Source organism: Rhodococcus sp. ARC_M12 (assembly GCF_022810385.1).
GTDB lineage: Bacteria > Actinomycetota > Actinomycetes > Mycobacteriales > Mycobacteriaceae > Rhodococcoides > Rhodococcoides navarretei.
This window is the reverse complement of record NZ_JALGQI010000012.1, coordinates 95872-121099: the sequence shown is the minus strand read 5'-3', so window position 1 is coordinate 121099 and position 25228 is coordinate 95872. Positions and strand designations below refer to the sequence as shown.

Here is a 25228-nt window from a genome sequence, read left to right as displayed (position 1 = left end):
CCCACCGACACGATGTGGCGACCCCGGCTCCGACCCAGACGCCGCGTCAGGGCACGCGGTCACACGAGTGTGAACCGCTCCAGAACCACCTGGGTGTCGTCGTTCACGCTGAAGTGTGGATCGCCCAGTTCTTCGCGGACCTCGGCCGACTGCCAGAACCTTTCGTGCCCGGCGCACCAGTGCGCGACATCGACGTATCCTTCACCCTCGTCGAGAGCGTGCTGGAGCGAAACATCGGACAGCGCAACGATTTCAACGCCCGTGGTCTCGATGATCCCCACCGTCGATCCCGCCGAATCCACCACCGCGCCACGATCGCCGACTCTCGGCAGCTCCTCGTCGACGTACTGCACCAACAGGCTTGCTGTACTGGTCTTCTCGCCGGTGAGAACGGCTGCAATCAGCCTGTCCCGTAGTGGTCCGGGGAACGCGAATTCGACAATCGGAAGATCGGTCACCGACCCATCATATTTCGAGGTCGGCCCACACCAGTCGATGGTCCGAAGGGTGCTCGGCCTGATTCGGCCAATACACCTGCGAATCGAGCACGCTCAGATCGTCCGACGGCAGCACGTAGTCCACCCGCAGGTCGCCCGGAGTCGGGTCGGCGAAATCGGCTGTGTCCGTGCCATGTCCATCGGAGGTGGGTGCCGGGTCCTGGACCCGCGGCAGATCGAGAACCTGCGCGATGGCACCGGCCACCGAGTCGCCGTCGACCGGATCGCTGTTCTGATCACCCAGCATCACGAACGAGGCACCCTGTTCCAACCCGCCGCGCACGCCCTTGTCGTCGTAGAGGTAGTCCGCACCCGAGATGTAATCGGCACTCATCCGAATCTCGTCGTGATTGCGTTTGCCGTTGCGGTCCTCGGGACCATCGAAAGACGGGGGAGTGGGGTGCGACGCCAACACGTGCAGCGTCTTGCCGTTCACGTCGATCGGCACGTCCCAATGGGACTTGCTGGAGAGCCGCAGTGCGTCCGACACGTCGCCGTAGTAGTCGCGTGGCAGCAGCGAATCCGGCATGTCCTTCCACAGAAAATTCTGGAACGTACGTACCGATTCGGTCGCGATGGGAAACTTCGAGTACACGACCATCCCGTACTGACCTGGAAACTGTCCGAACCCCCAGGCGTCACCGGGCCCGCCGAGCGCGCCGTCCTTGTCCAGGTCCAATCCCGAATCGACGCCCGTGTTCACCGGCGCAGTGAAAGAATGCCGATACTGCCCATCGAGATAGTTGTCGTTGAACAACCTAACCGCATCGTCACCCGAGTAATCGAACTCGTTGACCAACAACACATCCGGTGAGTTCGCCGCGATCACATCGGCCACCGCGCGGGCCTGTGTGTTCTCGCCCTGCAGGTCGGTCACCAACTGCCCGGGGGCGGGCCGGTTCAGGCTGGCATTGAACGTCGCCACCCGGATGCTCGACGGTTCGTCGGGGGCCGGGTCCGCTGCGGTTGGATTCACAGAGGAGCAACCGGCAGCCATGAAGGTCAGGGTAACGGCGGCGGCCGCAAGTCTCGATATTCTCACGTTCGACACCGTAGAGACGGCAAGCGAACGCGAGGTAACGAATTAACAAGCAGGCGTGCTTGCTTTTTTCGCGCCCCTTTGTGAAGCTGAGCGCATGGCAGACCTCGACACACTCGTCGACGACCTCCGCGCCGAGGGCGACGACCTCGATGCCCTGGTGGCCGAGCTGACCCCGGAACGGTGGTCGGCACCGACGCCGGCCGAGGGTTGGACCGTCGCGCATCAGATCGGGCATCTCTCCTGGACCGATCACGTCGCGGAGCGAACCACGTCCGGCGCATCCGGCGATATCGAGGCCAAGGAGGAGTTCGCGCTCACTCTGAAGAAAGCGTGGGAGAACCCCGGCGGTTTCGTCGACGAAGCCGCCGAGGAGGAGTCGCGGGATCCCGACCTGCTGAGCATCTGGCGTACCCGTCGCCACGCCATGACCGATGCTCTCGTACGGGTTCCGCCCGGGACCAAGATCGACTGGTTCGGCCCCCCGATGAGTGCGGCGTCCATGGCCACAGCGCGATTGATGGAAACGTGGGCCCACGGTCAAGATGTCGCCGACGCACTGGGCGTCACCCGCGTCGCCACCGACAGAATCCGCGGCGTCGCGCACATCGGCGTGCGGACGCGGGATTTCGCCTACATGGTCAACCAGCAGACCCCTCCCACCGAACCGTTCCGAGTAGAGCTCATGGCACCGTCGGGTGAAGTGTGGACATGGGGACCCGAGGACGCCGCCCAACGCGTGAGCGGACCGGCTCTCGACTTCTGCCTTCTCGTCACCCAGCGCGCTCATCGCGACAACCTCGACATCCATGCCGAGGGACCCGACGCCGCGCACTGGCTCACCATCGCCCAAGCCTTCGCAGGCCCTCCGGGGGTCGGACGTACACAGTCAGGACTCGAGAAAGCATGACCGTACGTATCGGCAACTGCTCAGGCTTCTACGGAGACCGCCTCTCCGCCATGCGCGAGATGCTGGAGGGCGGCGAACTCGATTACCTCACGGGTGACTACCTCGCCGAGCTGACGATGCTCATCCTCGGCCGCGATCGGATGAAGGACGCGACCCGTGGGTACGCCAAAACCTTTCTGCGCCAAGCCGAGGACTGCCTTGGTCTGGCACTCGACAAGGGTGTCAAGATCGTCGCCAACGCCGGTGGTCTGAACCCACGTGGCTTGGCCGAAGCGCTGGAGAAGCTCGACTCCGGTGCGAAAATAGCGTACGTCGACGGCGACGACCTTCTCGGCAGAGCGGCCGAACTCGGCCTCGGTAACCCGCTGACCGCAAATGCTTACCTCGGCGCGTGGGGCATCGTGGAATGCCTGAACTCCGGTGCCGACGTCGTGGTCACCGGGCGCGTCACCGACGCCAGTGTGATCGTCGGTCCTGCGGCGGCCCACTTCGGTTGGACACCTACCGATTACGACGCTCTGGCCGGGGCCGTGGTCGCAGGGCACGTCATCGAATGCGGAACGCAGGCGACGGGTGGCAACTACTCCTTCTTCACCGAGATTGCCGATATGTCGCGCCCGGGCTTCCCGATCGCAGAGATTCACAACGACGGGTCGAGCGTCATTACCAAGCACGAGGGAACCGGGGGTGCCGTCAGCGTCGGTACCGTCACTGCTCAGTTGCTGTACGAAATCACCGGCGGGCGTTATGCGAATCCCGATGTGACAGCACGGATCGATTCAGCGATCCTGACGCAGGAATCCAGCGATCGAGTTTCCATCAGCGGCGTGACCGGCGAAGCTCCGCCGCCCACCTACAAGGTCTCGCTCAATGCACTCGGCGGCTTCCGCAACGAATTCACGATGGTGCTCACCGGCCTCGATATCGAGGCGAAAGCAGCACTGGCGCAACGTCAATTCGAGTCTTGGCTCCCCTCGCGACCCGCCGAGTTGAAGTGGACTCTCGTGCGTACCGACAAGCCGGACGCCGAGACGGAGGAGACGGCCAGCGCCTTGCTGCGCTGCGTGGCTCGCGACAGCAACCCCGACGCCGTCGGACGTCAGTTCTCGGCCGTGGCAGTCGAACTCGCACTGGCCAGCTACCCAGGATTCTCGGTGACTGCACCCCCGGGCAACGGCGCGCCGTACGGAGTGTTCACGGCAGGATTCGTCGACGCGGCCCAGGTGCCGCACCTTGCGCATCTCGCGGACGGCACCGAAAGCGCCATCGCACCGTCGACGGACACGCGGGCGTTGGAACCCCTCGATCAACCGACGCTCCCGCCACCGAGAGCAGACGAAGCGACCATCCGGCTACCACTGGGAACCATCGCCGCGGCCCGAAGCGGCGACAAGGGCGGCAATGCCAACGTCGGGGTGTGGGTACGTACCGATGACGAATTCGCCTGGCTGGTGCACGCATTGACGGTCGAGACCCTGAAGAAGATGCTGCCCGAGGCCGAAAAACTCACTGTCACTCGGCATGTACTTCCCAACCTGCGGGCGGTGAACTTCGTCATCGAGGGCATCCTCGGCCAGGGCGTTGCATCGCAGGCCAGATTCGATCCACAGGCCAAGGGGCTCGGTGAGTGGCTGCGGTCGCGTCACATCGACATCCCCGAAACACTTGCCTACAAGGGAGCACTCGTATGAACATCTGGACGACGCCGGAGCGTCAGCAGCTGCGCAAGACCGTTCGCAGTTTCGTGGAGCAGGACATCGCGCCGCATATGAACCAGTGGGAAGCCGACGGCGAGATTCCGCGTGAGCTGCACAAGAAGGCGGCCGCTCTCGGCTTGCTCGGCGCGGGCTTCCCCGAGGAGGTCGGTGGCAGCGGCGGTGATCTGGCCGACGCCGTCGTGATCTGCGAGGAGATGCACCAGGCCGGCGCGTCGGGTGGACTGTTCGCATCTCTGTTCACCAGCGGAATTTCATTGCCGCACTTGATTGCCGCCCGAGACCCGCAGCAGATCGAGAAGTGGGTCGAGCCCACGCTCGCGGGGGAGAAGATCGGCTCGCTCGCCATCACCGAGCCGGGTGGCGGCTCCGACGTCGGCCACCTCAGGACGAAAGCCGTCAAAGATGGCGAGCACTACGTCGTCAACGGATCCAAGACGTACATCACCTCCGGATGCCGAGCCGATTTCATCGTCACCGCGGTCCGCACCGGCGGCGAGGGGGCTGCAGGCGTCTCCCTGCTCGTCATCGAGAAGGGCACACCCGGGTTCGAGGTCACCAGCAAGCTCGACAAGATGGGTTGGCGCGCATCCGATACCGCGGAGCTCTCGTTCGTCGACGCCCGAGTGCCGGTGAGCAACCTGATCGGTGCCGAGAACAGTGGCTTCGCACAGATCGCGCAGGCGTTCCTCACCGAGCGCATCGCCCTCGCCGCGCAGGCCTATGCCAGCGCACAGCGGTGCCTCGATCTCACGTTGCAGTGGGTCCGTGATCGCGAAACATTCGGAAAGCCGCTCATCGCACGGCAATCCGTACAGAACACCGTCACCGAGATGGCGCGCAAGATCGACATCGCCCGCGTCTACACCCGTTCGCTCGTCGAGCGGTCCATGCAGGAGAACCAAGACTTCATCGCCGAGGTCTGCTTCGCGAAGAACACGGCCGTCGAGTCCGGAGAGTGGGTCGCCAATCAGGCTGTCCAACTCTTCGGGGGACTCGGCTACATGCGCGAGAGCGAGGTCGAGCGGCAGTACCGCGACATGCGCATCCTCGGTATCGGCGGCGGCACCACCGAAATCCTCACCGGACTGGCAGCAAAACGATTGGGGTACCAGGCATGAGCGTGCTCAAGTCCACCCTCGACACGGCATCGGAGCAGTACGCCGGAAGCGTCGAAGCCATGAACACCAAGCTGAGCGAGATCGACGCCGAGCACTCGAAGGCTCTGCTCGGCGGAGGTCAGAAATACGTCGAGCGGCACAAGAAGCGCGGCAAGCTCCTGGCCCGCGAACGCATCGAGTTGCTGATCGACGAGGATTCCGCGTTTCTCGAGCTGTGCCCACTCGCGGCCTGGGGTAGCGACTTTCCCGTCGGAGCCAGCACCGTCATGGGTATCGGCGTCGTGTGCGGCGTCGAATGCCTCATCGTGGCCAACGACCCGACGGTCCGCGGCGGAGCGAGCAATCCGTGGACTCTGAAGAAGGGGTTCCGCGGCAACGACATCGCCACGCAGAACCGGCTTCCGGTGATCTCACTGGTCGAATCCGGTGGAGCCGATCTGCCGACGCAGAAGGAGGTGTTCATCCCCGGCGGTCGCATGTTCCGTGATCTGACGCAGCTCTCGGCGGCGGGCATCCCCACCATCGCCCTGGTGTTCGGCAACTCCACCGCCGGCGGCGCATACATCCCCGGTATGTCCGATCACGTCGTGATGGTCAAGGAACGATCCAAGGTCTTCCTCGCAGGGCCGCCACTCGTCAAGATGGCCACCGGTGAGGACTCCGACGACGAGTCGCTCGGTGGGGCCGAGATGCACGCTCGAAAGTCCGGCCTCGCAGACTATTTCGCCGTCGACGAGCAGGACGCCATCCGCATCGGACGCAGCATCGTCTCCCGGCTCAACTGGAAGAAGAAGGGCCCCGAGCCTCGCGTCGAGGTCATCGAGCCGCTCGCCGACCCCGAGGACTTGCTCGGCATCGTCCCCACCGATCTGAAGATCCCGTTCGATCCCCGCGAGGTCATCGCCCGCATCGTCGACGGCTCCGATTTCGACGAGTTCAAGCCGATGTACGGCGGATCGCTCGTCACCGGCTGGGCCGAGCTGCACGGCTATCCGATCGGCATTCTCGCCAATGCCCGCGGTGTGCTGTTCAGCGAGGAATCGCAGAAGGCGACGCAGTTCATCCAGCTCGCCAACCGGTCGAACACTCCACTTCTGTTCCTGCACAACACCACCGGCTACATGGTGGGTAAGGAATACGAAGAGGGCGGCATGATCAAACACGGTTCGATGATGATCAACGCCGTCTCCAACTCCACCGTCCCGCACATCTCGATTCTGCTCGGCGCCTCGTACGGAGCCGGCCACTACGGCATGTGCGGTCGCGCCTTCGATCCGCGTTTCCTGTTCGCCTGGCCGTCCAGCAAGTCCGCCGTCATGGGTGGCGCGCAGCTCGCCGGTGTCATCTCCATCGTCGGACGCGCCGCCGCCGAAGCTCGTGGACAAGCCTTCGACGCCGAAGCAGATGCCGGCATGCGCGCGATGATCGAAGGCCAGATCGAGGCCGAGTCGATGCCGATGTTCCTCTCCGGACGCCTCTACGACGACGGCGTCATCGACCCCCGTGATACCCGCACGGTGGTGGGAATGTGCCTGTCGGCCATCGCCACCGCCCCGATCGAAGGCACCGCCAACTTCGGTGTCTTCCGGATGTGAAGCCATGACCGTAACGTCCGTCCTCGTAGCCAACCGCGGCGAAATTGCCCGCCGCGTCTTCACTACCTGCCGCGCCGAAGGCATCGACACCGTCGCGGTCTTCTCCGACGCCGACGCGAACTCTCCGCACGTGCGTGAGGCCGATGCGGCAGTGCGGCTACCCGGAAACAGTTCGGCCGAGACGTACCTGCGCGGCGAGCTCGTCATCGCGGCAGCCGCGGCGGCCGGAGCCGACGCCGTGCATCCGGGATACGGATTCCTGTCCGAGAACGCCGATTTTGCGCAGCAGGTGCAGAACGCCGGCCTGACGTGGATCGGGCCGCCCGTCAAGGCCATCGAATTGATGGGCTCGAAGGTCGAGTCCAAGAAGATGATGGCCGACGCCGGAGTGCCGGTGCTGACCCAGCTCGATCCCGAGTCGGTCACCGAGAACGAACTTCCGGTGTTGATCAAGGCGTCCGCAGGCGGCGGCGGGCGCGGCATGCGTATCGTGCGCAACCTGGAGAACCTGGATTCGGAGCTGGAAGCGGCCGGGCGCGAGGCACTCTCGGCATTCGGCGACGGAACGGTGTTCGTCGAGCGGTACATCGAGACCGGCCGGCACATCGAAGTGCAGGTCATGGCAGACAGATTCGGCACCGTGTGGACGGTGGGCGAGCGTGAATGCTCTATTCAGCGTCGTCACCAGAAGGTCGTCGAGGAGGCTCCGTCGCCGCTCGTCGAACGCATCGACGGCATGCGCGAGAAGCTCTTCCATGCGGCGACACTGGCCACCGAGGCGATCGGCTACGAGGGTGCAGGCACGGTCGAATTCCTCGCCGACGAGAAGGGGAATTTCTTCTTCCTCGAGATGAACACCCGGCTGCAGGTGGAACACCCGGTCACCGAATGCACGACGGGACTCGATCTGGTAGCACTGCAGATTCGGGTGGCAGCGGGGGAGCGGTTGCCCGCCGAGCAGCCGGCAACTCGCGGACACTCCATCGAAGTTCGCCTCTACGCCGAGGATCCGGCCCAGGACTGGCAGCCACAGAGCGGTGCCGTGCACCGATTCGAGATTCCCGGTGCGCAGTTCGAGGTGTCGGACAAAGCTGGATACATCAGAGTGGACTCCGGCGTCGAGACCGGCAGTGTGGTGGGAACTCACTACGACCCGATGCTGGCGAAGGTCATCTCCTTCGCGCCGACGCGGGATCAGGCAGCGAACCTACTGGCCAAAGCGTTGCAGAAGGCCACCGTTCACGGCCTGAAGACCAACCGCGATCTGCTGGTCAACATTCTGCGGCACCCGGCGTTCGTGGCGGGGGATACCGATACGGCATTCTTCGACACGCACGGCCTCGACGTCCTGGCTCAGCCGATCGCGCACGGCCGAGGCGAGGAACTGTCCGCTCTCGCAGCTGCTCTGGCCGACGCGGCGAGCAACCTCCAACGAGCACGCGTGAATCGGGGACTGCCCGGCGGTTGGCGAAACCTGCGGTCGCAGCCGCAGCGCAAGACCTACAACGACATCACCGTCGAATATTCGATCGGACGCAGCGGGCTCACCTCCTCGGTGGAGGGTGTCGAACTGGTGGAGCACACGCCGACCTCGGTGACGTTGGACGACAACGGTATTCGACGTATCTTCACGGTCGGCAGCTACGGTTCGGCTGTCTTCGTGGATTCGGCGCTCGGTCCGGTTCGGTTGATCAGGGCCCCGCGGTTCACCGACCCCACCGACCAGGTCGCGGCTGGTTCACTTCTCGCTCCGATGCCGGGCAGCGTCATCAGAATCGCTGCCGCGCAGGGCGATACCGTCACCGCCGGTCAGCCCATCCTGTGGCTGGAGGCGATGAAGATGGAACACACGGTGACCGCACCTGCAGACGGTGTGCTCACGGAACTGAACGTTCAGCAGGGTCAACAAGTCGAGGTCGGTGCAGTTCTGGCCGTGGTATCAGAAGGAGCAGAGCAAGCATGAGTTTCATCGAAACCGAAGAGCAGAAGGGACTGCGCAACGCAGTCTCGTCACTGGGCAAGCGCTACAACTACATCGACTACGTGTTGCCCAAGGCGCGCAAGGGTGAGCCGCTGACCGAGCTGTGGAACGAGGCGGGCAAGCTCGGCTTCCTCGGCGTCAATCTGCCCGAGGAGTACGGCGGCGGCGGCGCAGGCATCTACGAACTCGCTCTCGTGCAGGAGGAGTTGGCTGCGCACGGTGCCGGTCTGCTGCTCGTGGTCGTCAGCCCTGCCATCTGCGGCACCATCATCGGCAAGTACGGCACGGGCGATCAGAAGCAGGAGTGGCTCACCGCCCTCGCCGACGGATCCAAGATCATGGTCTTCGGCATCACCGAGCCCGACGCCGGATCCAATTCGCATCAGATCACCACCACTGCGCGCCGTGACGGCGACGAGTGGGTCCTCAAGGGCAACAAGATCTACATCTCCGGTGTCGATCAGGCCGACGCTGTCTTGATCGTCGCGCGCACCGAGGACTCCAAGACCGGCAAGCTCAAGCCTGCCCTGTTCATCGTGCCCACGGACGCTCCGGGTCTGCAGAAGACGCAGATGGAGATGGACATCGTCGAACCCGATCACCAGTTCGTGCTGTTCCTCGACGACGTCCGGTTGCCCGCCGAGGCACTCGTCGGTGAGGCCGACGCTGCCCTGATGCAGCTGTTCGCGGGACTGAACCCCGAGCGCATCCTCGGTGCCGCGATGGCCATCGGAATGGGCCGGTACGCCATCGATGCCGCAGTGAAGTACGCCAAGGAGCGCACCGTCTGGAAGACGCCGATCGGGGCCCACCAAGGCTTGGCGCACCCGTTGGCGCAGTGCAAGATCGAGCTGGAGTTGGCGAAATTGATGATGCAGAAGGCTGCGGTGCTCTACGACTCCGGCGACGACTTCGGCGCTGCCGAGGCTGCGAACATGGCCAAATACGCTGCGGCCGAGGCCAGCATCAAGGCGCTCGATCAGGCGATCCAAACCCACGGTGGTGCCGGGTTGAGCAGTGAGTACGGCTTGGCTGCAATGCTCGGAGCGGCTCGTATCGCGCGCGTCGCACCGGTGAGTCGGGAGATGATTCTGAACTTCGTGAGCCAGCACTCGCTCGGACTGCCGAGAAGCTACTGATGGCCGTTCTCGCCGAGAACTCCACGAGCACGGCGTATTTGACGTTGGATTCGCCGGAGAACCGAAATGCGTTGTCCTCGGTGTTGGTCGAGGAACTGACGGCGGGCCTGATCGCTGCGGCGCACGACGACGACGTCAGAACGATCGTGCTCGGTCACACCGGCACGACGTTCTGCGCCGGTGCCGACCTCCGAGAGGCCGGTGCGTCCCCGGAGTTACGCACCCGGCAGATGCTCGATCTGATGCGGCTGATCATCGACACCCCGAAACCCGTCATCTGTCACATCGACGGACATGTGCGGGCCGGCGGCATGGGCCTGGTTGCGGCGTGTGACATCGCGATCGCCGGACCCGAGAGTTCGTTCGCACTGACCGAGGTGCGGCTCGGGCTCGCGGCATCGGTCATCTCGGTGGCCGTGCTGCCGCGGCTGACGTCCCGCGCGGCGAGTCACTACTTCCTCACCGGGGAGACGTTCGACGGGGCGACGGCCGAGGCGATCGGCCTGGTCACCGCGGCCGACGCCGTTCCCGCGGCCGCGGTGGCCGACTACATGATCATGTTTCGGAAGTGCTCGCCGCAGGGCCTGGCCGAGTCGAAACAGCTCACCACGGCAGCGATCCGACGCGAGATCGACGAACGCGGAACGGCCGTCGCCGAGCAATCGGCCAGGTTGTTTGCATCGGACGAGGCCCGAGAGGGGATGATGTCTTTTCTGGAGAAGAGGCCGCCGTCCTGGGTGGTCGAAAAGTAGGTCGGCAGAGCGTCGGTAGCAGTAGGGAGTATGGCGATGGTGATGGCGCGCGAACCCAAGCAGGACCGCAGCAGGGTCACGCGTCAGCGACTGCTCGAGGCGACGATCGATTCACTCGCCGAGCAGGGGTGGAGCGCCACGACCGTGGGCGTCGTCGCCGAACGCGCCGGCGTCTCTCGCGGCGCGACCCAGCACCATTTCCCGACGCGTGAGGACCTGATCACCGGAGCCCTCGAGTACATGTTCGACACTCGAATGGACCACGCACGCCGCGAGGCCCAGGAGATCCCGCCGGGTCCCGGCCGGACGAAACTCGTGGTCGAGCGGCTCGTCGAGTACTACACCGGCCCGATGTTCAAAGCCGCACTGCAGGTCTGGACGGCAGCGTCGGCCGACCCCGAGTTGCGCGATCGCATCGTGCCGCTCGAGGAACGGTTCGGCCGTCGTGCCCACCAGATGGCCGTCGAGAACCTCGGTGTCGACGACAACGATCCCGTCACCCACCGTCTGGTGCAGGCAACCCTCGACCTCGCTCGAGGACTGGGTCTCGCCGATGTGCTCACCGACGACGCGCGACGCCGTGCCGAGGTCGTCAGATCGTGGGCCGAGGTACTGGATACATCGTTGAACTCGCGGCTGTCCGCAGCGTCGGTGGGAGCTCGCTAGAACCCACACGGTCTGCAGCACCGACCGACCTGTGCTTGAGTCTGGCGGGTGACTTCCGATACCGCACGCGTGCACCGCGGCCACATCTTTCACGTCGCCGGCTCGCCCACGGTGCTCGACGCTGCCGCGTCGTTGGTGTCGATTCCCGACGGTGCGCTGGTGGTGTCCGGCGAGGGCACGATCGAGTTCTGTGGCGAGTTCGATTCTCTGCCAACGCACTACGCGCACCGGGAGATCGCTGATCATCGTCCCGGGTTTCTGCTGCCGGGATTTGTGGACACCCACATTCACTTTCCGCAGACCTATGCGGGTGATTCCTACGGCGGCGGGCAACTACTCGAATGGCTGAACACGTGCATCTTCCCGTCCGAGTCTCGCTTCGCCGATCCCGAGTTCGCCGCCGCAGCGGCCAGAGATTTCTGCGCCGCGCGAATCCGGGCCGGAACCACGCAGGCGATGGTGTTCGGCTCGGCCTTTCCGCACGCACAGGACTCGCTGTTCTCCGAGACGCTCGAGCACGGGCTGCGCATCGTCAGCGGCCGCGGGGTCCAGACCACCGGGCCGGCGTCGGCGCAGGCCCTGATCACCGGTGAGGACGAGGCCATCCGACTGGTGTCCGAGGAGATCGAGAAGTGGCACGCGGCCGATACCGGCGACGTCGACACGGCGATGCTGCATGTGGCCGTCGTACCGCGGTTCTCGCTCTCGGTGACAACCGAGACGCTGAAGAATCTCGGCGAGCTCTACGATTCCGTCCGCGCCCGAGGTGTCTACTTCCACACGCACCTGAACGAGAACAACCGGCCGGGTACCGGCGAGATCGACGCCACCAAGAACGCCTACGGGGTGGACACCTACCTCGACACCTACGACGGCAAGTTTCTGCCGGGATCGCAGGTGGGCGGCAAGAGCTTCCTGGGTCGGCGCACCATCCTGGCCCACGCGGTGCACTGCCAGGACATCGAACTCGAGCGGTTGGCCGAAACCGGCACCTCCATTGCGCACTGTCCTACCTCGCAGCAGTTCCTGGGCTCGGGCACCATGCCGTGGGAGCGAACCGTCGCCGCGGGGGTGAACATCGCCATCGGTTCCGACTTCGGCGGAGGTGACGAATGGCTGCTGCCGCAGGTCCTCGCCGATGCGTTCAAGGTGCACATCTCCGAGGCCGGCGACGCCGGACTGTCGCTGCACCCGGCGGAACTGCTGTTCACCGGAACCCTCGCGGGGGCCCGCGCGCTGGACATGGAGAGCCGAATCGGCAACTTCGACGCCGGCAAGGAAGCCGACTTCGTCGTCGTCGATCCGTCCGCGTGGCCGCAGCTCGCGACGGCGATCGACCACGGCGTCCGCGCCGACGATCCCGAACTCGCCCGCGACCAGACCCTGTTCGCGCTACTGATGGCGATGCGCGAGCCGGCCATCGTCGGCGTCTATGTCCGGGGCCGGAAGCTCGCCGCTTCGCGGTAACGTATTGCCCACTCGCTTCCCAGGGATCAGGAGTAACTCGCACATGGCTCGTCGGACTCGATTCGGTCTACTTGCAGCTGCATTCGCGGCTGTGGGCACCATCGCCCTCGCGCCGGTCGCACAGGCTCAACCGCCTGCCGATGCCCCGCCTGCACCCACCGAGAATGCGCCTGCACCCCCGCCTGGACCGGTTTCCGTCCCCGTTCTGCAGATTCCCAACCTCGGGGTCACCGTCGGTGGGCTGATCGTTCCGGATCAGTGGATCGGCACGATCGAGGCCGCCGGTACCGAGACGCCAGGCCTGACCCACATCTGGGGCCGCGCCGCCGAGCCGCGGATCTGCACGTCCTACCAGAACTTCGCCAGCCTCCAGGTCGACTTCGTCAACGTTGCCAACGGTCGCACCGGATCGGTGAACGCTCCGATCTGCCAGCAGGGCAATGGACGATTCGTTCCCTCGGGGCCGGTGGTAGCGGACACCGGTAGCGGACCGATTCTCTTCACCGCACATGTTCTGGCTTCCGGCATTCTGTTCGACATTCCCGGCGTCGGCGCGTTCGAGGCACCGTAGGCGGATATGAAGCGGTTCGCGATGGCGGTGACGGTGGCGGCAATTCTGGTCGCCGGGTGCGGCGGTGCCGAGGACGACGCCGCGCCACCCGGGGACTCGGCACCCGCTACCTCCGCATACGAGCCCGGCCCCTTCTTCGGCGAATGCGGATCGATCACCGACGCCGAGGTGCAATCCGCGTTCGGGGCGGGCCCGTTCGGGCAGATCACCCGCAACTCCGTCGGCTGCCAGTGGGAGACGGTCGGCTTCGGCGGACCCGGCGTCAGCTTCTCCTGGTACCGCGGTAGCCCGATCGGCCGGGAACGGGCCGGTTCGGAGTTGATCGGCCGACCGGCGAAGGACATCGAGATCGACGGCAACCCCGGCTTCGAGGCCGAGCGGGGCACACTGTGCGAGATCGGCGTGCAATTCGGCGACGACTTCTTCCACTGGTCCATCACGTACTCCGACCAACCCGCGGCGCGCCCACCCTGTGATGTCGGAAACGAACTCGCACAGCTGACCGTGGAGCGCAAGCAATGAGAAAGAGACGCATCATTGCCGCCACAGCGACCCTGCTACTCGCCGCCGGCTGCTCCCAGACCGTCGAGGGGACCGCAAGGCCGGCGAGCTTCGGTGGCTCGGGTGGCGAAGAATTCACCGACTTGTTGACCGAGTGCGACGCCGTGTCCGACGACCAGATCACCGACACTGTCGGTGCCGACCTCATCGCTCAGGGTTTCCTCGGGGCCATTTGTCGGTGGGATCTCGTCGGCTCCGCGGGCACGGTGAAGGTGACGTTCAACTGGTTCGAGTCCGGCACCCTTGCAGCCGAGCGGGCTGCCGACGAGAAGTTGATGTACACCGTCACCGACACAACGGTCCAGGGACGCAAGGCAATCCAGGCCCAGCGCCCGAACGACCCCGACTCGTGCGGGGTCTCCGCCGGTGCGGATCGGGCGGGCATTTTCGGGTGGTGGGTGCAGTACCAGCCGGACGTCGCGCATCCCGATCCCTGTCAGGCCGCCGCCAAGCTCGCCGACCTCACGCTGAACCTCAGTCGATAGCCCGCGAACCCACACGAGGGGTGTTTTGACCCGAGGCGACGCTGCCGGGTATCGTTATGGGTCGTGTCCGGCCTGGCCGGACCGTTTGTGTGCCTATGCGAGGTACAGCCGTGCGCACGTTCGCTCGAAGAGCGCGCAACCGGCTGGACGTGTGGGGGTATGCGACACACCCGACCGCGGGGTGCAAGAGACCCGCGATAGCAGTACTGGAGCAGCAGCAGTACCGGGTGAGGAGCAGTGTTCTCTTGCTCCAACTGCTAGATCCCTGTTTATCGACACGAAGAAAGCCGGTTTATGCCAACGATCAACCAGCTGGTCCGCAAGGGTCGCACCGACAAGGTCGCGAAACTGAAGACCGCTGCCCTCAAGGGCAGTCCACAGCGCCGTGGCGTGTGCACTCGCGTGTACACCACCACCCCCAAGAAGCCGAACTCCGCTCTCCGTAAGGTCGCGCGTGTTCGCCTGACCTCCTCGGTCGAGGTCACCGCATACATCCCCGGTGAGGGTCACAACCTGCAGGAGCACTCGATGGTGCTCGTTCGCGGTGGTCGTGTGAAGGACCTCCCGGGTGTGCGTTACAAGATCATCCGCGGCTCGCTCGACACCCAGGGTGTCAAGAACCGCAAGCAGGCTCGTAGCCGCTACGGAGCCAAGAAGGAGAAGAGCTGATATGCCACGCAAGGGCCCAGCACCCAAGCGGCCGCTGATCAACGACCCGGTCTACGGATCGCCGTTGGTCACGCAGCTCGTCAACAAGATCCTTCTCGACGGCAAGAAGTCGACCGCAGAGCGCATCGTCTACCAGGCGCTCGAGCAGGCTCGCGAGAAGACCGGCACCGACCCCGTCGTCACGCTCAAGCGTGCACTCGACAACGTCAAGCCGGCCCTCGAGGTTCGCAGCCGTCGCGTCGGTGGTGCCACCTACCAGGTGCCCGTCGAGGTTCGTCCCGGCCGCTCCACCACGCTGGCACTGCGCTGGCTGGTCACGTTCTCGCGCGCTCGTCGTGAGAAGACCATGGTCGAGCGTCTGGCGAACGAGTTGCTCGACGCCAGCAACGGCCTCGGTGCCGCTGTGAAGCGTCGCGAGGACACTCACAAGATGGCCGAAGCCAACAAGGCGTTCGCCCACTACCGCTGGTGATCTCCTCGCTCGGGCGGTATTCGGAACTATCCGATGCCGCCGGAGCGTTGATCAGCTCAGGCAATACCTCTTCCAACACCAAGGCGGGTTAACTCGTGGCACAGGACGTGCTGACCGACCTACTCAAGGTCCGCAACATCGGCATCATGGCTCACATCGATGCCGGCAAGACCACCACTACCGAACGCATCCTCTTCTACACCGGTATCTCCTACAAGATCGGTGAAGTTCACGATGGCGCAGCCACGATGGACTGGATGGAGCAGGAGCAGGAACGTGGCATCACGATCACCTCTGCTGCCACGACGTGCTTCTGGAACGAAAACCAGATCAACATCATCGACACCCCCGGGCACGTCGACTTCACCGTCGAGGTGGAGCGTTCGCTCCGCGTGCTCGACGGTGCCGTCGCAGTGTTCGACGGCAAAGAAGGTGTCGAGCCGCAGTCCGAGCAGGTGTGGCGCCAGGCCGACAAGTACGACGTGCCGCGTATCTGCTTCGTCAACAAGATGGACAAGCTCGGTGCGGATTTCTACTACACCGTGCAGACCATCATCGATCGCCTCGGTGCCAAGCCGCTGGTCATCCAGCTGCCGATCGGCTCCGAGAGTGACTTCGAAGGCATCGTCGACCTCGTCGAGATGAACGCGAAGATCTGGCGCGGCGAAACCAAGCTGGGCGAGACCTACGAAACCATCGAGATCCCCGAAGATCTCAAGGAGCGCGCAGCCGAGTACCGCGAAATGCTGCTCGAGACCGTGGCCGAGTCCGACGAGGCGCTTCTGGAGAAGCACTTCAGCGGCGAAGAGCTCACGATCGACGAGATCAAGGCTGCCATCCGCAAGATGACGGTCAACAGCGAGCTGTACCCGATCCTCTGTGGATCCGCGTTCAAGAACAAGGGCGTTCAGCCCATGCTCGACGCAGTCATCGACTACCTCCCGTCTCCCCTCGACGTTGCCGAGACCATCGGACACGCCGTCGGCGACGAGGAGAAGGAGATCACTCGCAAGCCGTCCGCAGACGAGCCGTTCGCAGCTCTCGCGTTCAAGATCGCGACTCACCCCTTCTTCGGCAAGCTGACCTACGTCCGGGTGTACTCGGGCAAGGTCGACTCCGGCGCTCAGGTCGTCAACTCGACCAAGGGCAAGAAGGAGCGTCTGGGCAAGCTCTTCCAGATGCACTCCAACAAGGAGAACGCGATCGCGACCGCATCTGCCGGTCACATCTACGCGGTCATCGGCCTCAAGGACACCACGACGGGTGACACGCTCTGCGATCCGCAGAACCAGATCATCCTCGAGTCCATGAGCTTCCCGGACCCGGTCATCCAGGTCTCGATCGAGCCGAAGACCAAGTCCGACCAGGAGAAGCTGGGAACAGCCATCCAGAAGCTCGCCGAAGAGGATCCCACCTTCTCGGTGAAGCTGGACGAGGACACCGGCCAGACCGTCATCGGCGGCATGGGCGAGCTGCACCTCGACATCCTCGTCGACCGTATGCGTCGCGAGTTCAAGGTCGAGGCCAACGTCGGCAAGCCGCAGGTCGCGTACCGCGAGACCATCCGCAAGACGGTCGACAAGCACGACTACACGCACAAGAAGCAGACCGGTGGCTCCGGCCAGTTCGCGAAGGTCATCATCAAGCTCGAGCCTTTCGAGGGCGAAGACGGCGCGACCTACGAGTTCGAGAACAAGGTCAGCGGTGGTCGTGTGCCGAGGGAGTACATCCCCTCGGTCGACGCAGGTGCTCAGGACGCCATGCAGTACGGTGTTCTCGCCGGATACCCCCTGGTCAACGTCAAGGTCACACTGCTCGACGGTGCGTACCACGACGTCGACTCGTCGGAAATGGCCTTCAAGGTCGCCGGCTCACAAGCGTTCAAGGAAGCCGCTCGCAAGGCCAGCCCCGTCATTCTCGAACCCGTCATGGCCGTCGAGGTCATCACGCCCGAGGATTACATGGGTGAGGTCATCGGCGACCTGAACTCCCGCCGTGGTCAGATCCAGGCCATGGAGGAACGCAGCGGTGCCCGTATCGTCAAGGCACTGGTTCCGCTGTCGGAGATGTTCGGCTACATCGGAGACCTTCGGTCGAAGACGCAGGGCCGCGCAAACTACTCCATGGTCTTCGATTCGTACGCAGAAGTTCCCGCGAACGTAGCGAAGGAAATCATTGCGAAGGTGAACGGAGAGTAATTCTCTCCGCTTGCTGGACCACGCTCGACCTGTAATAAGAAACAACACATACGCGTGCTTGCCCCGCAGGGGCTCGCACAGATCAGTCCAGGAGGACACACAGTGGCGAAGGCGAAGTTCGATCGGACGAAGCCGCACGTCAACATCGGCACCATCGGTCACGTTGACCACGGTAAGACGACGCTGACGGCTGCAATCACCAAGGTTCTGCACGACAAGTTCCCGGACCTGAACGAGGCCTCGGCTTTCGATCAGATCGACAAGGCTCCGGAGGAGAAGGCTCGTGGTATCACGATCAACATCTCCCACGTCGAGTACCAGACCGAGAAGCGCCACTACGCGCACGTCGATGCACCGGGTCACGCCGACTACATCAAGAACATGATCACCGGCGCGGCTCAGATGGACGGCGCAATCCTGGTCGTGGCAGCAACCGACGGCCCGATGCCGCAGACCCGCGAGCACGTGCTGCTCGCCCGCCAGGTCGGTGTTCCGTACATCCTGGTCGCACTGAACAAGGCCGACATGGTCGACGACGACGAGATCATCGAGCTCGTCGAGATGGAGGTCCGCGAGCTCCTCGCTTCGCAGGAGTTCGACGAGGACGCACCGGTCATCAAGGTCTCCGCACTCAAGGCACTCGAGGGTGACGAGAAGTGGGGCGAATCGGTCATGGAGCTCATGCAGGCCGTCGACGATTCGGTTCCGGACCCCGTCCGTGAGACCGACAAGCCGTTCCTCATGCCCGTCGAGGACGTCTTCACCATCACCGGTCGTGGCACCGTGGTCACCGGACGTATCGAGCGCGGCTCGGTCAACGTCAACGAAGAGGTCGAGATCGTCGGCATCCGCCCCGGCTCGACCAAGACCACCGTCACCGGAATCGAAATGTTCCGCAAGCTGCTCGACTCGGGTCAGGCAGGCGACAACGTCGGCCTCCTCGTTCGTGGCATCAAGCGCGAAGACGTCGAGCGTGGACAGGTCATCATCAAGCCGGGCACCACGACTCCCCACACGGAGTTCGAGGGCAACGCATACATCCTGTCCAAGGACGAGGGCGGCCGCCACACGCCGTTCTTCAACAACTACCGCCCGCAGTTCTACTTCCGCACCACGGACGTTACGGGCGTCGTGACCCTTCCCGAGGGCACCGAGATGGTCATGCCCGGTGACAACACCGAGATGTCCGTCACGCTGATCCAGCCGGTCGCCATGGATGTCGGCCTCCGTTTCGCCATCCGTGAGGGCGGTCGTACCGTCGGAGCCGGTCGCGTCACGAAGATCGTCAAGTGATCTAGTTTCACCCTGCTCTACCGAAGCGGCACCCACCTTCTGGTGGGTGCCGCTTTTGCGTGCGGTCGGCTCCGCCGCCCGCGTCAATGGACCCTTGCGCCGCTCAGACGTATGCAACGGTCCATTCACGCGGTCCGGAGATGGCCACCCGTAGGTGCGTGAATGGACCCTTGCACCGCCCAGACGTGTTCAGTGGTCCATTCACGCGGCACGAGGATCCCCGAAAAATGGGACGCATCGGGCTCGGCGGTCCCGTAACGTCGCTGCGGTGCTACTGACCGTGACTGCAAATGCCACAACCGATTTCCCGGATACCTCCGACATCGGGTATTTGTTGCACAAGCACCCCGATCGTGTGCAGAGCTGGAACCTGCCGATGGGTGCCACCACGGTGCTGTATCCCGAGGTCTCGGCTGAGTGCACCACCGTCGCCGTTCTCGCCGATGCCGACGCCGCATCCGGACTGGCAGTGGCCCTGTCGCGACTGTTCAAGCAAACGCTGGCCGGTGTGTGCACCGGAAAGCCTGAATTGGTCTCTGCAGCACTCGATCTGACCATGTCGATGCCTGCCGCGCCGTCGCGGGGCGGAACCGATCTCGCGGATCGGCTCTTCGGTCCCCTCGGATGGACGGTAGACGCGACACCCATTGCCCTCGATCCGACGCAGCCGGAATGGGGTGACTCCGAATACGTCGATCTCGTTCTCACCGGCACGTTCACGCTGTCGGCTGCGCTGCGGCACCTGTACGTTCTTCTCCCGGTTCTCGACGACGCCAAGCACTATTGGGTGGGCGAGGACGAGGCCGACAAACTGGTTCGCGCAGCAGGGGATTGGCTGGGAGATCACCCGGAGTCAGCGCTCATCGCGTCCCGCTACCTGGCGCACCGTCGCGAACTCGTGGCGTCGGCGCTGGACCGACTCGTGCCCGACGCCCCGCAGGACGACGTTGCCCCGCGGGATCCGACGTTGGCCGAGCAGCGGGTACGCGCCGTACTGGCGGCGCTGACAGGCTTCGGCGCGAAGTCGGTGATCGACCTGGGCTGCGGTGAGGGTCGTCTACTCCGAGAGCTGTTCGCAGACAACTCTTTCGACCGTATTCTCGGCGCCGATGTGAGTGATCGTGCACTCGTGAAGGCACACCGCCGGTTGCGTCTGGACGACATGGCGGATCGGCAGCGAACGCGCATCGAACTGGTCCAGTCCTCGGCCACCTACCGCGACGTTCGGTTGCAGGGATTCGATGCGATGGTGCTCATGGAGGTGATCGAGCACGTCGACCTCGATCGACTGCCGGCATTGGTGCGCTCGGTCTTCGGCGAGGCGCGTCCGCGAACGGTTCTCGTCACCACACCCAACTCCGAGTACAACGTGCTGTATCCCGGCCTCGAACCAGGAACCTTCCGTCACGTCGATCACCGATTCGAGTTCACCCGCACCGAATTCGAGCAGTGGGCATCATCGGTGGCCGACGGCCACGCCTACTCGGTTCGTTTCGACCGCATCGGCCCCGTCGACGACGTGCACGGAACCCCGACCCAGATGGCCGTCTTCACCCGAGAGGAGCAGTCCCAGTGAGTACGTTCGACATTCCGGATCTGTCCCTGGTCGTCCTGATCGGTATCAGTGGGTCCGGCAAGTCGTCGTTCGCAACGCAGCACTTCGGCCCGTACGAGACGGTGTCCAGCGATGCCTGCCGAGGGATGGTGAGCAACGACCCCAATCTGCAGAGCGCAACCAAGGACGCGTTCGCGCTGCTGGAGTTCCTCGTCGCGACCAGGCTGCGGGCCGGTCTGCTCACCGTCGTCGACGCCACCAATGTGCAACCGGCGGCGCGCAAGGCGCTGATCGCGCTGGCTCGTGAACACGATGTGCTCCCGGTCGCCGTCGTACTCGATGTGCCGGAATCGGTGTGTGCCCAGCGCAACGCAGAACGGACCGACAGGGCGTTCGGCCGAGACGTACTGCGTCGCCAGCAGTCTCAGATGCAGCGTTCGATGCGTGGTCTGTCCAAGGAAGGATTTCGCTCGGTCCATGTACTCGACGGTGTCGAGGCGGTGGCGTCGGCGCAGTTCGTTCGGACGCCGCTGCGCAGCGATCGCCGCGGACTGACGGGGCCGTTCGACGTCATCGGGGACATCCACGGCTGCCTCAACGAACTCCAAAGCCTGCTCGAAGCACTGGGTTACACGATCGAGCGCGACGAGGTCGGCCGTGCGGTCGGCGCGACGCCACCGCCCGGTCGTACCGCGGTGTTCGTCGGCGACTACGTCGATCGCGGGCCGGAGTCGGTCGGCGTGCTGCGGCTGGTGATGGGGATGGTCGGTGCAGGCGCGGCATTGGCAGTGCCGGGCAACCACGAGAACAAGCTCGTCAAGGCGCTGCGGGGGCGGAAGGTGACTACCTCGCACGGCCTTGCCGAGACTCTCGAGCAGCTCGACGCCGAATCTCCAGACTTCCGCAGGGAGGTCCTCGAATTCTGCGACGGACTCGTCGCGCACCTCGTGCTCGACGGCGGAAAGCTCGTCGTTGCGCACGCCGGTCTGATCGAGAAGTACCACAACAGGGCGTCGGGCAGGGTTCGAAGCTTTGCCCTGTACGGTGACACCACGGGTGAGACCGACGAATTCGGGCTGCCGGTGCGGTACCCGTGGGCGCAGGACTATCGCGGTTCGGCGACGGTGCTCTACGGGCACACGCCGGTGCCGGAAGTGCAGTGGGAGAACAACACTGCGTGTCTCGACACGGGGTGTGTCTTCGGTGGGAAGCTCACGGCATTGCGCTATCCGGAGCGTGAGATCGTCTCGGTTCCGGCCGAGAAGGTCTGGTACGAGCCGGCGCGGCCGATGGGCGCGTTCACCCGTGATGCCGCGTCTCTCGATCTGTCCGATGTGATCGGGCCGACGGGCGTCGAGACGTCGCTGCGTGGTCGCGTGTCGATACGGTCCGAGAATGCCGCGGGCGCTTTGGAAGTGATGAGTCGGTTCGCATTGACTCCGCAGTGGTTGCACTATCTTCCGCCGACCATGGCACCGAGCCGAACATCGGACCGGGAGGGCTATCTCGAGTATCCGACAGAGGCGTTCGACGCGTATCGGGCGGTCGGTGCGTCAACGGTGATCTGCGAGGAGAAGCACATGGGCTCGCGGGTGGTCGTCGTGGTGTGTCGAGATGCACCTACCGCTCGGGAGAAGTTCGATGCGCCGGAGGGAGTGCTCGGCGCCGCGTACACGCGGACGGGTCGTCCGGTGTTCGACGAGTCGCTCACCGGCGAGCTGATTTCCGGGGTGTCCGACGCGATCGAGAAGGCCGGTGTGTGGGACGAATTGGCCTCGAGCTGGCTGATTCTCGACTGCGAACTGATGCCGTGGTCTGCCAAGGCGGAGGGCCTGATCAAGACCGAGTACGCCGCGGTCGCTGCGGTGTCTCGGGCGAACCTCGAGGCCGAGGCGGCGGCGTTGGCATCGGCCGGATCGCGCGGTCTGAATGTGCAGGAGTTGCAGGAACGGAACACCGTTCGGCAGGGCAACCTGGGTGAGTTCACCGCCGCGTACCGGCGGTACGTCTGGCCGACGGACGGGCTCGACGGAGTTCGGATCGCGCCGTTCCAGGTGCTGGCGTCGAATGTCGAGACGTATGCGGATCGACCGCACACGTGGCACCTCGACGTCGCCGACCGGCTGGTGGCAGCTGCTCCCGAGGTGTTCGCCACCACCCGTCGAATCGAGGTCGATCTGTCGTCCGCGGATTCGGTTGCTGCAGGGGAGAAGTGGTGGGAGGAGTTGACGGCACAGGGCGGTGAGGGCATGGTGGTCAAGCCTGCGGCGAACGCGCCAAGCGGGAAGATGCAGCCCGGCATGAAAGTTCGCGGCCGAGAGTACCTGCGGCTGATCTACGGTGCCGACTACACCGATCCGGATCGACTGACTGCACTGCGTAATCGAAACGTGGGACACAAGCAGTCGATGGCCCTACGCGAATACGCACTCGGCATGGAGGCGTTGGACCGATCGGTGCGCAATGAACCGCTGTATCGCATCCACCAGGCGGTATTCGCGGTCCTGGCACTGGAATCCGAGCCGGTGGACCCGCGACTGTAGGTGCCGTGGGCACTAATTCGAGGGCGACGAGAACGGACTGATGCCGGCGCTGATCGGAGCCGCGATTGCCGCAGCAACCGCGATCGATGCCCAGAACACCGGCGAGTCCAGCATCAGGCCGCCCGCGAGACCACACACGGCGACGACGACGCCGCAGCCCACCAGCAGTGCGGATCCGACTGCGGCGTGAGCGAGGTGGTCTCGTGTCGTGTCACGTCGGGCTTTGAGCCACAAGACCGTTCCCGAGGTGACGAAAGCCAGAGGAGCGAAGAAGAAGAGCGAGCTGCCACCGAGCTTCGACGAGACGCTTGCGATCACCAGCACCACTCCGAATGCCACCGGGACCACGAGAGGCATCCCACCGGACCATCGCTCGAACCTACTGCGCGTCGATGCAACCATGGCCCTACCGTACCGCCCGGACTGTTACCGCCGCTTGTCGACGTGCAGCTGAATACGGGTAGCGACGTGCGAACCGGCGAGTGATTCGGCTACGAAAGCGGCTCGTGATTCGGCCTGGGCGGTGAAGGCGACGACGTCGAAATCGGCTGCAGCATAGACCGACACGGCGACGGTCGGCATTCCTCGATCGTCGATCGCAGTACCGCGGGCGCGTCGAACACCAGGGAACTCGGCCAACTCCGCCGCCACGCCCGATGCGATGGAGCTCAGGTCCACATGCGCCGAGAAATGAGGCTCCTCGATGACACTTGCCGTTCCGGTCGTACGCGGCGAGATGTTGCCGATCAACAGGAGTAGTGCCATGACCACCGCGGTGCACCCGACCACAGCCAACGTCGGCACCCACCAGCCCTGTTCGGGCAGTTCGGCGATCCGCACACGATCGAAGCGAGAGAGCATCTCTCGCGCCCATGGGGCGTCGTGGTGCCAGGCAAGAGCGAAGCCACCACCGGCGAGGAGAACAACTCCGGTGACGACGGCGAGAAGCCGGTCCACCCCGGCGACGAACGTCTTCATCACGTAACCCTTGTCGGCGGCGCAGACGTGTGTTTCACCGTCGATCGCCGCCCATCCGCGGCAACCGACAGCACCGGAGCGAGCGCTTCGCGGACCGCAGAGTCGATGCCGTCGACCTCGAAACCAGGAGCGCGCGCCACCCGCACGTCGATCTTCCTGCGCGTGACGACGGTGTGCGCGTCCACGACCCCGCGGGTGGACTGTGCTGCAGCACTGCACAATCGAGCGATGTCGGTGGGCGTGGCCCAGACGGTCGACGCCGACCCACCGAGACCGGAATGTGTCTTCGTTCGCGGCTTGACGCCGATGAGCACGAGGAGCAATCCGACGACGGCGCTGCCGATCGCGGCGGCGATCATCCAACCCTGCCAGTGCAATCCGGCGACCCAGCCGATCGCGTCGGCGATCCACGGACTGCCGCCGATGGTTCCTTGCGCGATCAGGAACTCCCGGCCGGCGACGAAGGCCACGCCCAGGAGAACGAACCCGAACAGCAGGGCCACCGGCATCGCGGCCGGGCTTGCGGTGGGAGGTCGGGGGGAAACAGTCTGCGAAGCATCGGGATTCGACACAGGTGCTGGACCGCTGGCGAGGGTGGTGTCGGATACCAGCACGTTCACCCGATGCACGTGCAGACCCGTCATCGTCGCCAGCGCGTCTTCGACCTCCGCGTGCACCGCCTCGGTGACCTCGGTGATCTGCGACGGCCATGTCACGCCGATGTAGAGGTTGACGGCGATCGTGTCCTCGCCCAGGGTGACGTCGGCGCGGGGGAGTTCTCGACCGGTCAGCCGCGACATTCCGCCGGTGGTTCGGGTGACCCGGGGGTCCTTCAAGGCCGCCGTGATGGCAGTTCGGGAGATCGCCCGATTCTTGATCTCGAGGCTGCCACGCATCTCGAGATCGTCGCTGACCTCGTCGGATCCGGCATGCGTCATCACCGAGAATCCTTTGCACCTGTCGCGGCTCGCTGTGGTGCGGCACGCGCTCCACAACTGTAGTGACGACCGGTGGTGGATGA

The 25228-nt window shown here is 64.5% G+C and carries 23 protein-coding genes; 18 read left to right on the top strand and 5 right to left on the bottom strand.

The annotated features are described in order from the left end of the window. Window positions 1-59: 59 nt before the first annotated feature. Both MTX35_RS16565 and MTX35_RS16560 read right to left on the bottom strand, forming a co-directional pair. Window positions 60-458, bottom strand: a complete 399-nt coding sequence (locus MTX35_RS16565; protein WP_243596032.1) for an ASCH domain-containing protein — start codon at window positions 456-458, stop codon at window positions 60-62. A 7-nt stretch (window positions 459-465) separates the two neighbouring features. Beyond that, window positions 466-1539 (bottom strand): endonuclease/exonuclease/phosphatase family protein, encoded by a 1074-nt coding sequence (locus MTX35_RS16560; protein WP_243596031.1) that lies wholly within the window; start codon window positions 1537-1539, stop codon window positions 466-468. Window positions 1540-1633: 94 nt separating this feature from the next. On the opposite strand from MTX35_RS16560, the gene MTX35_RS16555 reads away from it, so the two are divergent. The 18 genes from MTX35_RS16555 (at window position 1634) to MTX35_RS16470 (ending at window position 23229) form a co-directional block, all read left to right on the top strand. After that, complete coding sequence (locus tag MTX35_RS16555) at window positions 1634-2446, top strand: TIGR03084 family metal-binding protein (RefSeq protein WP_243596030.1); 813 nt, start codon at window positions 1634-1636, stop codon at window positions 2444-2446. Beyond that, a complete protein-coding gene (locus MTX35_RS16550) occupies window positions 2443-4137 on the top strand; it encodes an acyclic terpene utilization AtuA family protein (RefSeq protein ID WP_243596029.1) in 1695 nt (564 codons plus the stop codon). Before MTX35_RS16555 ends, MTX35_RS16550 begins: the two co-directional genes overlap by 4 nt. Further along, window positions 4134-5282 carry an acyl-CoA dehydrogenase family protein gene (locus tag MTX35_RS16545; protein ID WP_243596028.1) on the top strand — a complete coding sequence of 383 codons (1149 nt, stop codon included), beginning with the start codon at window positions 4134-4136 and terminating at the stop codon, window positions 5280-5282. The genes MTX35_RS16550 and MTX35_RS16545 overlap by 4 nt, the downstream gene beginning before the upstream one ends. Next, the gene (locus MTX35_RS16540; protein WP_243596027.1) at window positions 5279-6877 is read left to right on the top strand and encodes an acyl-CoA carboxylase subunit beta; all 1599 of its coding nucleotides are present in this window, start codon (window positions 5279-5281) and stop codon (window positions 6875-6877) included. Before MTX35_RS16545 ends, MTX35_RS16540 begins: the two co-directional genes overlap by 4 nt. Window positions 6878-6881: 4 nt before the next feature. Then, window positions 6882-8840, top strand: coding sequence for a biotin carboxylase N-terminal domain-containing protein (locus tag MTX35_RS16535; protein ID WP_243596026.1), 1959 nt, complete (start codon window positions 6882-6884; stop codon window positions 8838-8840). Next, the gene (locus tag MTX35_RS16530; protein ID WP_243596025.1) at window positions 8837-9997 is read left to right on the top strand and encodes an acyl-CoA dehydrogenase family protein; all 1161 of its coding nucleotides are present in this window, start codon (window positions 8837-8839) and stop codon (window positions 9995-9997) included. The genes MTX35_RS16535 and MTX35_RS16530 overlap by 4 nt, the downstream gene beginning before the upstream one ends. Further along, window positions 9997-10749 carry an enoyl-CoA hydratase family protein gene (locus MTX35_RS16525; RefSeq protein ID WP_243596024.1) on the top strand — a complete coding sequence of 251 codons (753 nt, stop codon included), beginning with the start codon at window positions 9997-9999 and terminating at the stop codon, window positions 10747-10749. Before MTX35_RS16530 ends, MTX35_RS16525 begins: the two co-directional genes overlap by 1 nt. Window positions 10750-10791: 42 nt before the next feature. Next, window positions 10792-11415, top strand: coding sequence for a TetR/AcrR family transcriptional regulator (locus MTX35_RS16520; protein ID WP_243596081.1), 624 nt, complete (start codon window positions 10792-10794; stop codon window positions 11413-11415). 48 nt (window positions 11416-11463) lie between these two features. Continuing rightward, window positions 11464-12882: an amidohydrolase family protein gene (locus MTX35_RS16515; RefSeq protein ID WP_243596023.1), complete on the top strand. Its 1419-nt coding sequence runs from the start codon at window positions 11464-11466 to the stop codon at window positions 12880-12882. Window positions 12883-12925: 43 nt separating this feature from the next. Further along, window positions 12926-13453, top strand: a complete 528-nt coding sequence (locus MTX35_RS16510; protein WP_243596022.1) for a hypothetical protein — start codon at window positions 12926-12928, stop codon at window positions 13451-13453. A 6-nt stretch (window positions 13454-13459) separates the two neighbouring features. Next, complete coding sequence (locus MTX35_RS16505; protein ID WP_243596021.1) at window positions 13460-13975, top strand: DUF3558 domain-containing protein; 516 nt, start codon at window positions 13460-13462, stop codon at window positions 13973-13975. Continuing rightward, window positions 13972-14499 carry a DUF3558 domain-containing protein gene (locus tag MTX35_RS16500; RefSeq protein WP_243596020.1) on the top strand — a complete coding sequence of 176 codons (528 nt, stop codon included), beginning with the start codon at window positions 13972-13974 and terminating at the stop codon, window positions 14497-14499. Before MTX35_RS16505 ends, MTX35_RS16500 begins: the two co-directional genes overlap by 4 nt. 294 nt (window positions 14500-14793) lie before the next feature. Then, on the top strand, window positions 14794-15168 hold the full coding sequence (rpsL, locus tag MTX35_RS16495; protein WP_008714048.1) for a 30S ribosomal protein S12: 375 nt from the start codon (window positions 14794-14796) through the stop codon (window positions 15166-15168). A gap of 1 nt (window position 15169) precedes the next feature. Further along, window positions 15170-15640 carry a 30S ribosomal protein S7 gene (rpsG, locus tag MTX35_RS16490; protein ID WP_003941856.1) on the top strand — a complete coding sequence of 157 codons (471 nt, stop codon included), beginning with the start codon at window positions 15170-15172 and terminating at the stop codon, window positions 15638-15640. A 95-nt stretch (window positions 15641-15735) separates the two neighbouring features. After that, window positions 15736-17838: an elongation factor G gene (gene fusA, locus MTX35_RS16485; RefSeq protein WP_243596019.1), complete on the top strand. Its 2103-nt coding sequence runs from the start codon at window positions 15736-15738 to the stop codon at window positions 17836-17838. Window positions 17839-17940: 102 nt separating this feature from the next. After that, a complete protein-coding gene (gene tuf / locus MTX35_RS16480) occupies window positions 17941-19131 on the top strand; it encodes an elongation factor Tu (protein ID WP_068052772.1) in 1191 nt (396 codons plus the stop codon). Between the two features lie 280 nt (window positions 19132-19411). Continuing rightward, window positions 19412-20707 carry a 3' terminal RNA ribose 2'-O-methyltransferase Hen1 gene (locus MTX35_RS16475; protein ID WP_243596018.1) on the top strand — a complete coding sequence of 432 codons (1296 nt, stop codon included), beginning with the start codon at window positions 19412-19414 and terminating at the stop codon, window positions 20705-20707. Beyond that, window positions 20704-23229 carry a polynucleotide kinase-phosphatase gene (locus tag MTX35_RS16470; RefSeq protein WP_243596017.1) on the top strand — a complete coding sequence of 842 codons (2526 nt, stop codon included), beginning with the start codon at window positions 20704-20706 and terminating at the stop codon, window positions 23227-23229. Before MTX35_RS16475 ends, MTX35_RS16470 begins: the two co-directional genes overlap by 4 nt. Before the next feature lie 12 nt (window positions 23230-23241). Here MTX35_RS16470 and MTX35_RS16465 read toward each other — a convergent pair whose 3' ends face one another. The 3 genes from MTX35_RS16465 to MTX35_RS16455 are packed head-to-tail and all read right to left on the bottom strand — an operon-like array spanning window position 23242 to window position 25145. Further along, entirely contained in the window at window positions 23242-23631 is a 390-nt protein-coding gene (locus tag MTX35_RS16465) for a hypothetical protein (RefSeq protein WP_243596016.1), read from the bottom strand. 24 nt (window positions 23632-23655) lie between these two features. Continuing rightward, on the bottom strand, window positions 23656-24207 hold the full coding sequence (locus tag MTX35_RS16460) for an alkaline shock response membrane anchor protein AmaP (protein ID WP_243596015.1): 552 nt from the start codon (window positions 24205-24207) through the stop codon (window positions 23656-23658). Then, window positions 24207-25145 carry a DUF6286 domain-containing Asp23/Gls24 family envelope stress response protein gene (locus tag MTX35_RS16455; RefSeq protein WP_243596014.1) on the bottom strand — a complete coding sequence of 313 codons (939 nt, stop codon included), beginning with the start codon at window positions 25143-25145 and terminating at the stop codon, window positions 24207-24209. Before MTX35_RS16455 ends, MTX35_RS16460 begins: the two co-directional genes overlap by 1 nt. Between the last annotated feature and the right edge of the window lie 83 nt (window positions 25146-25228).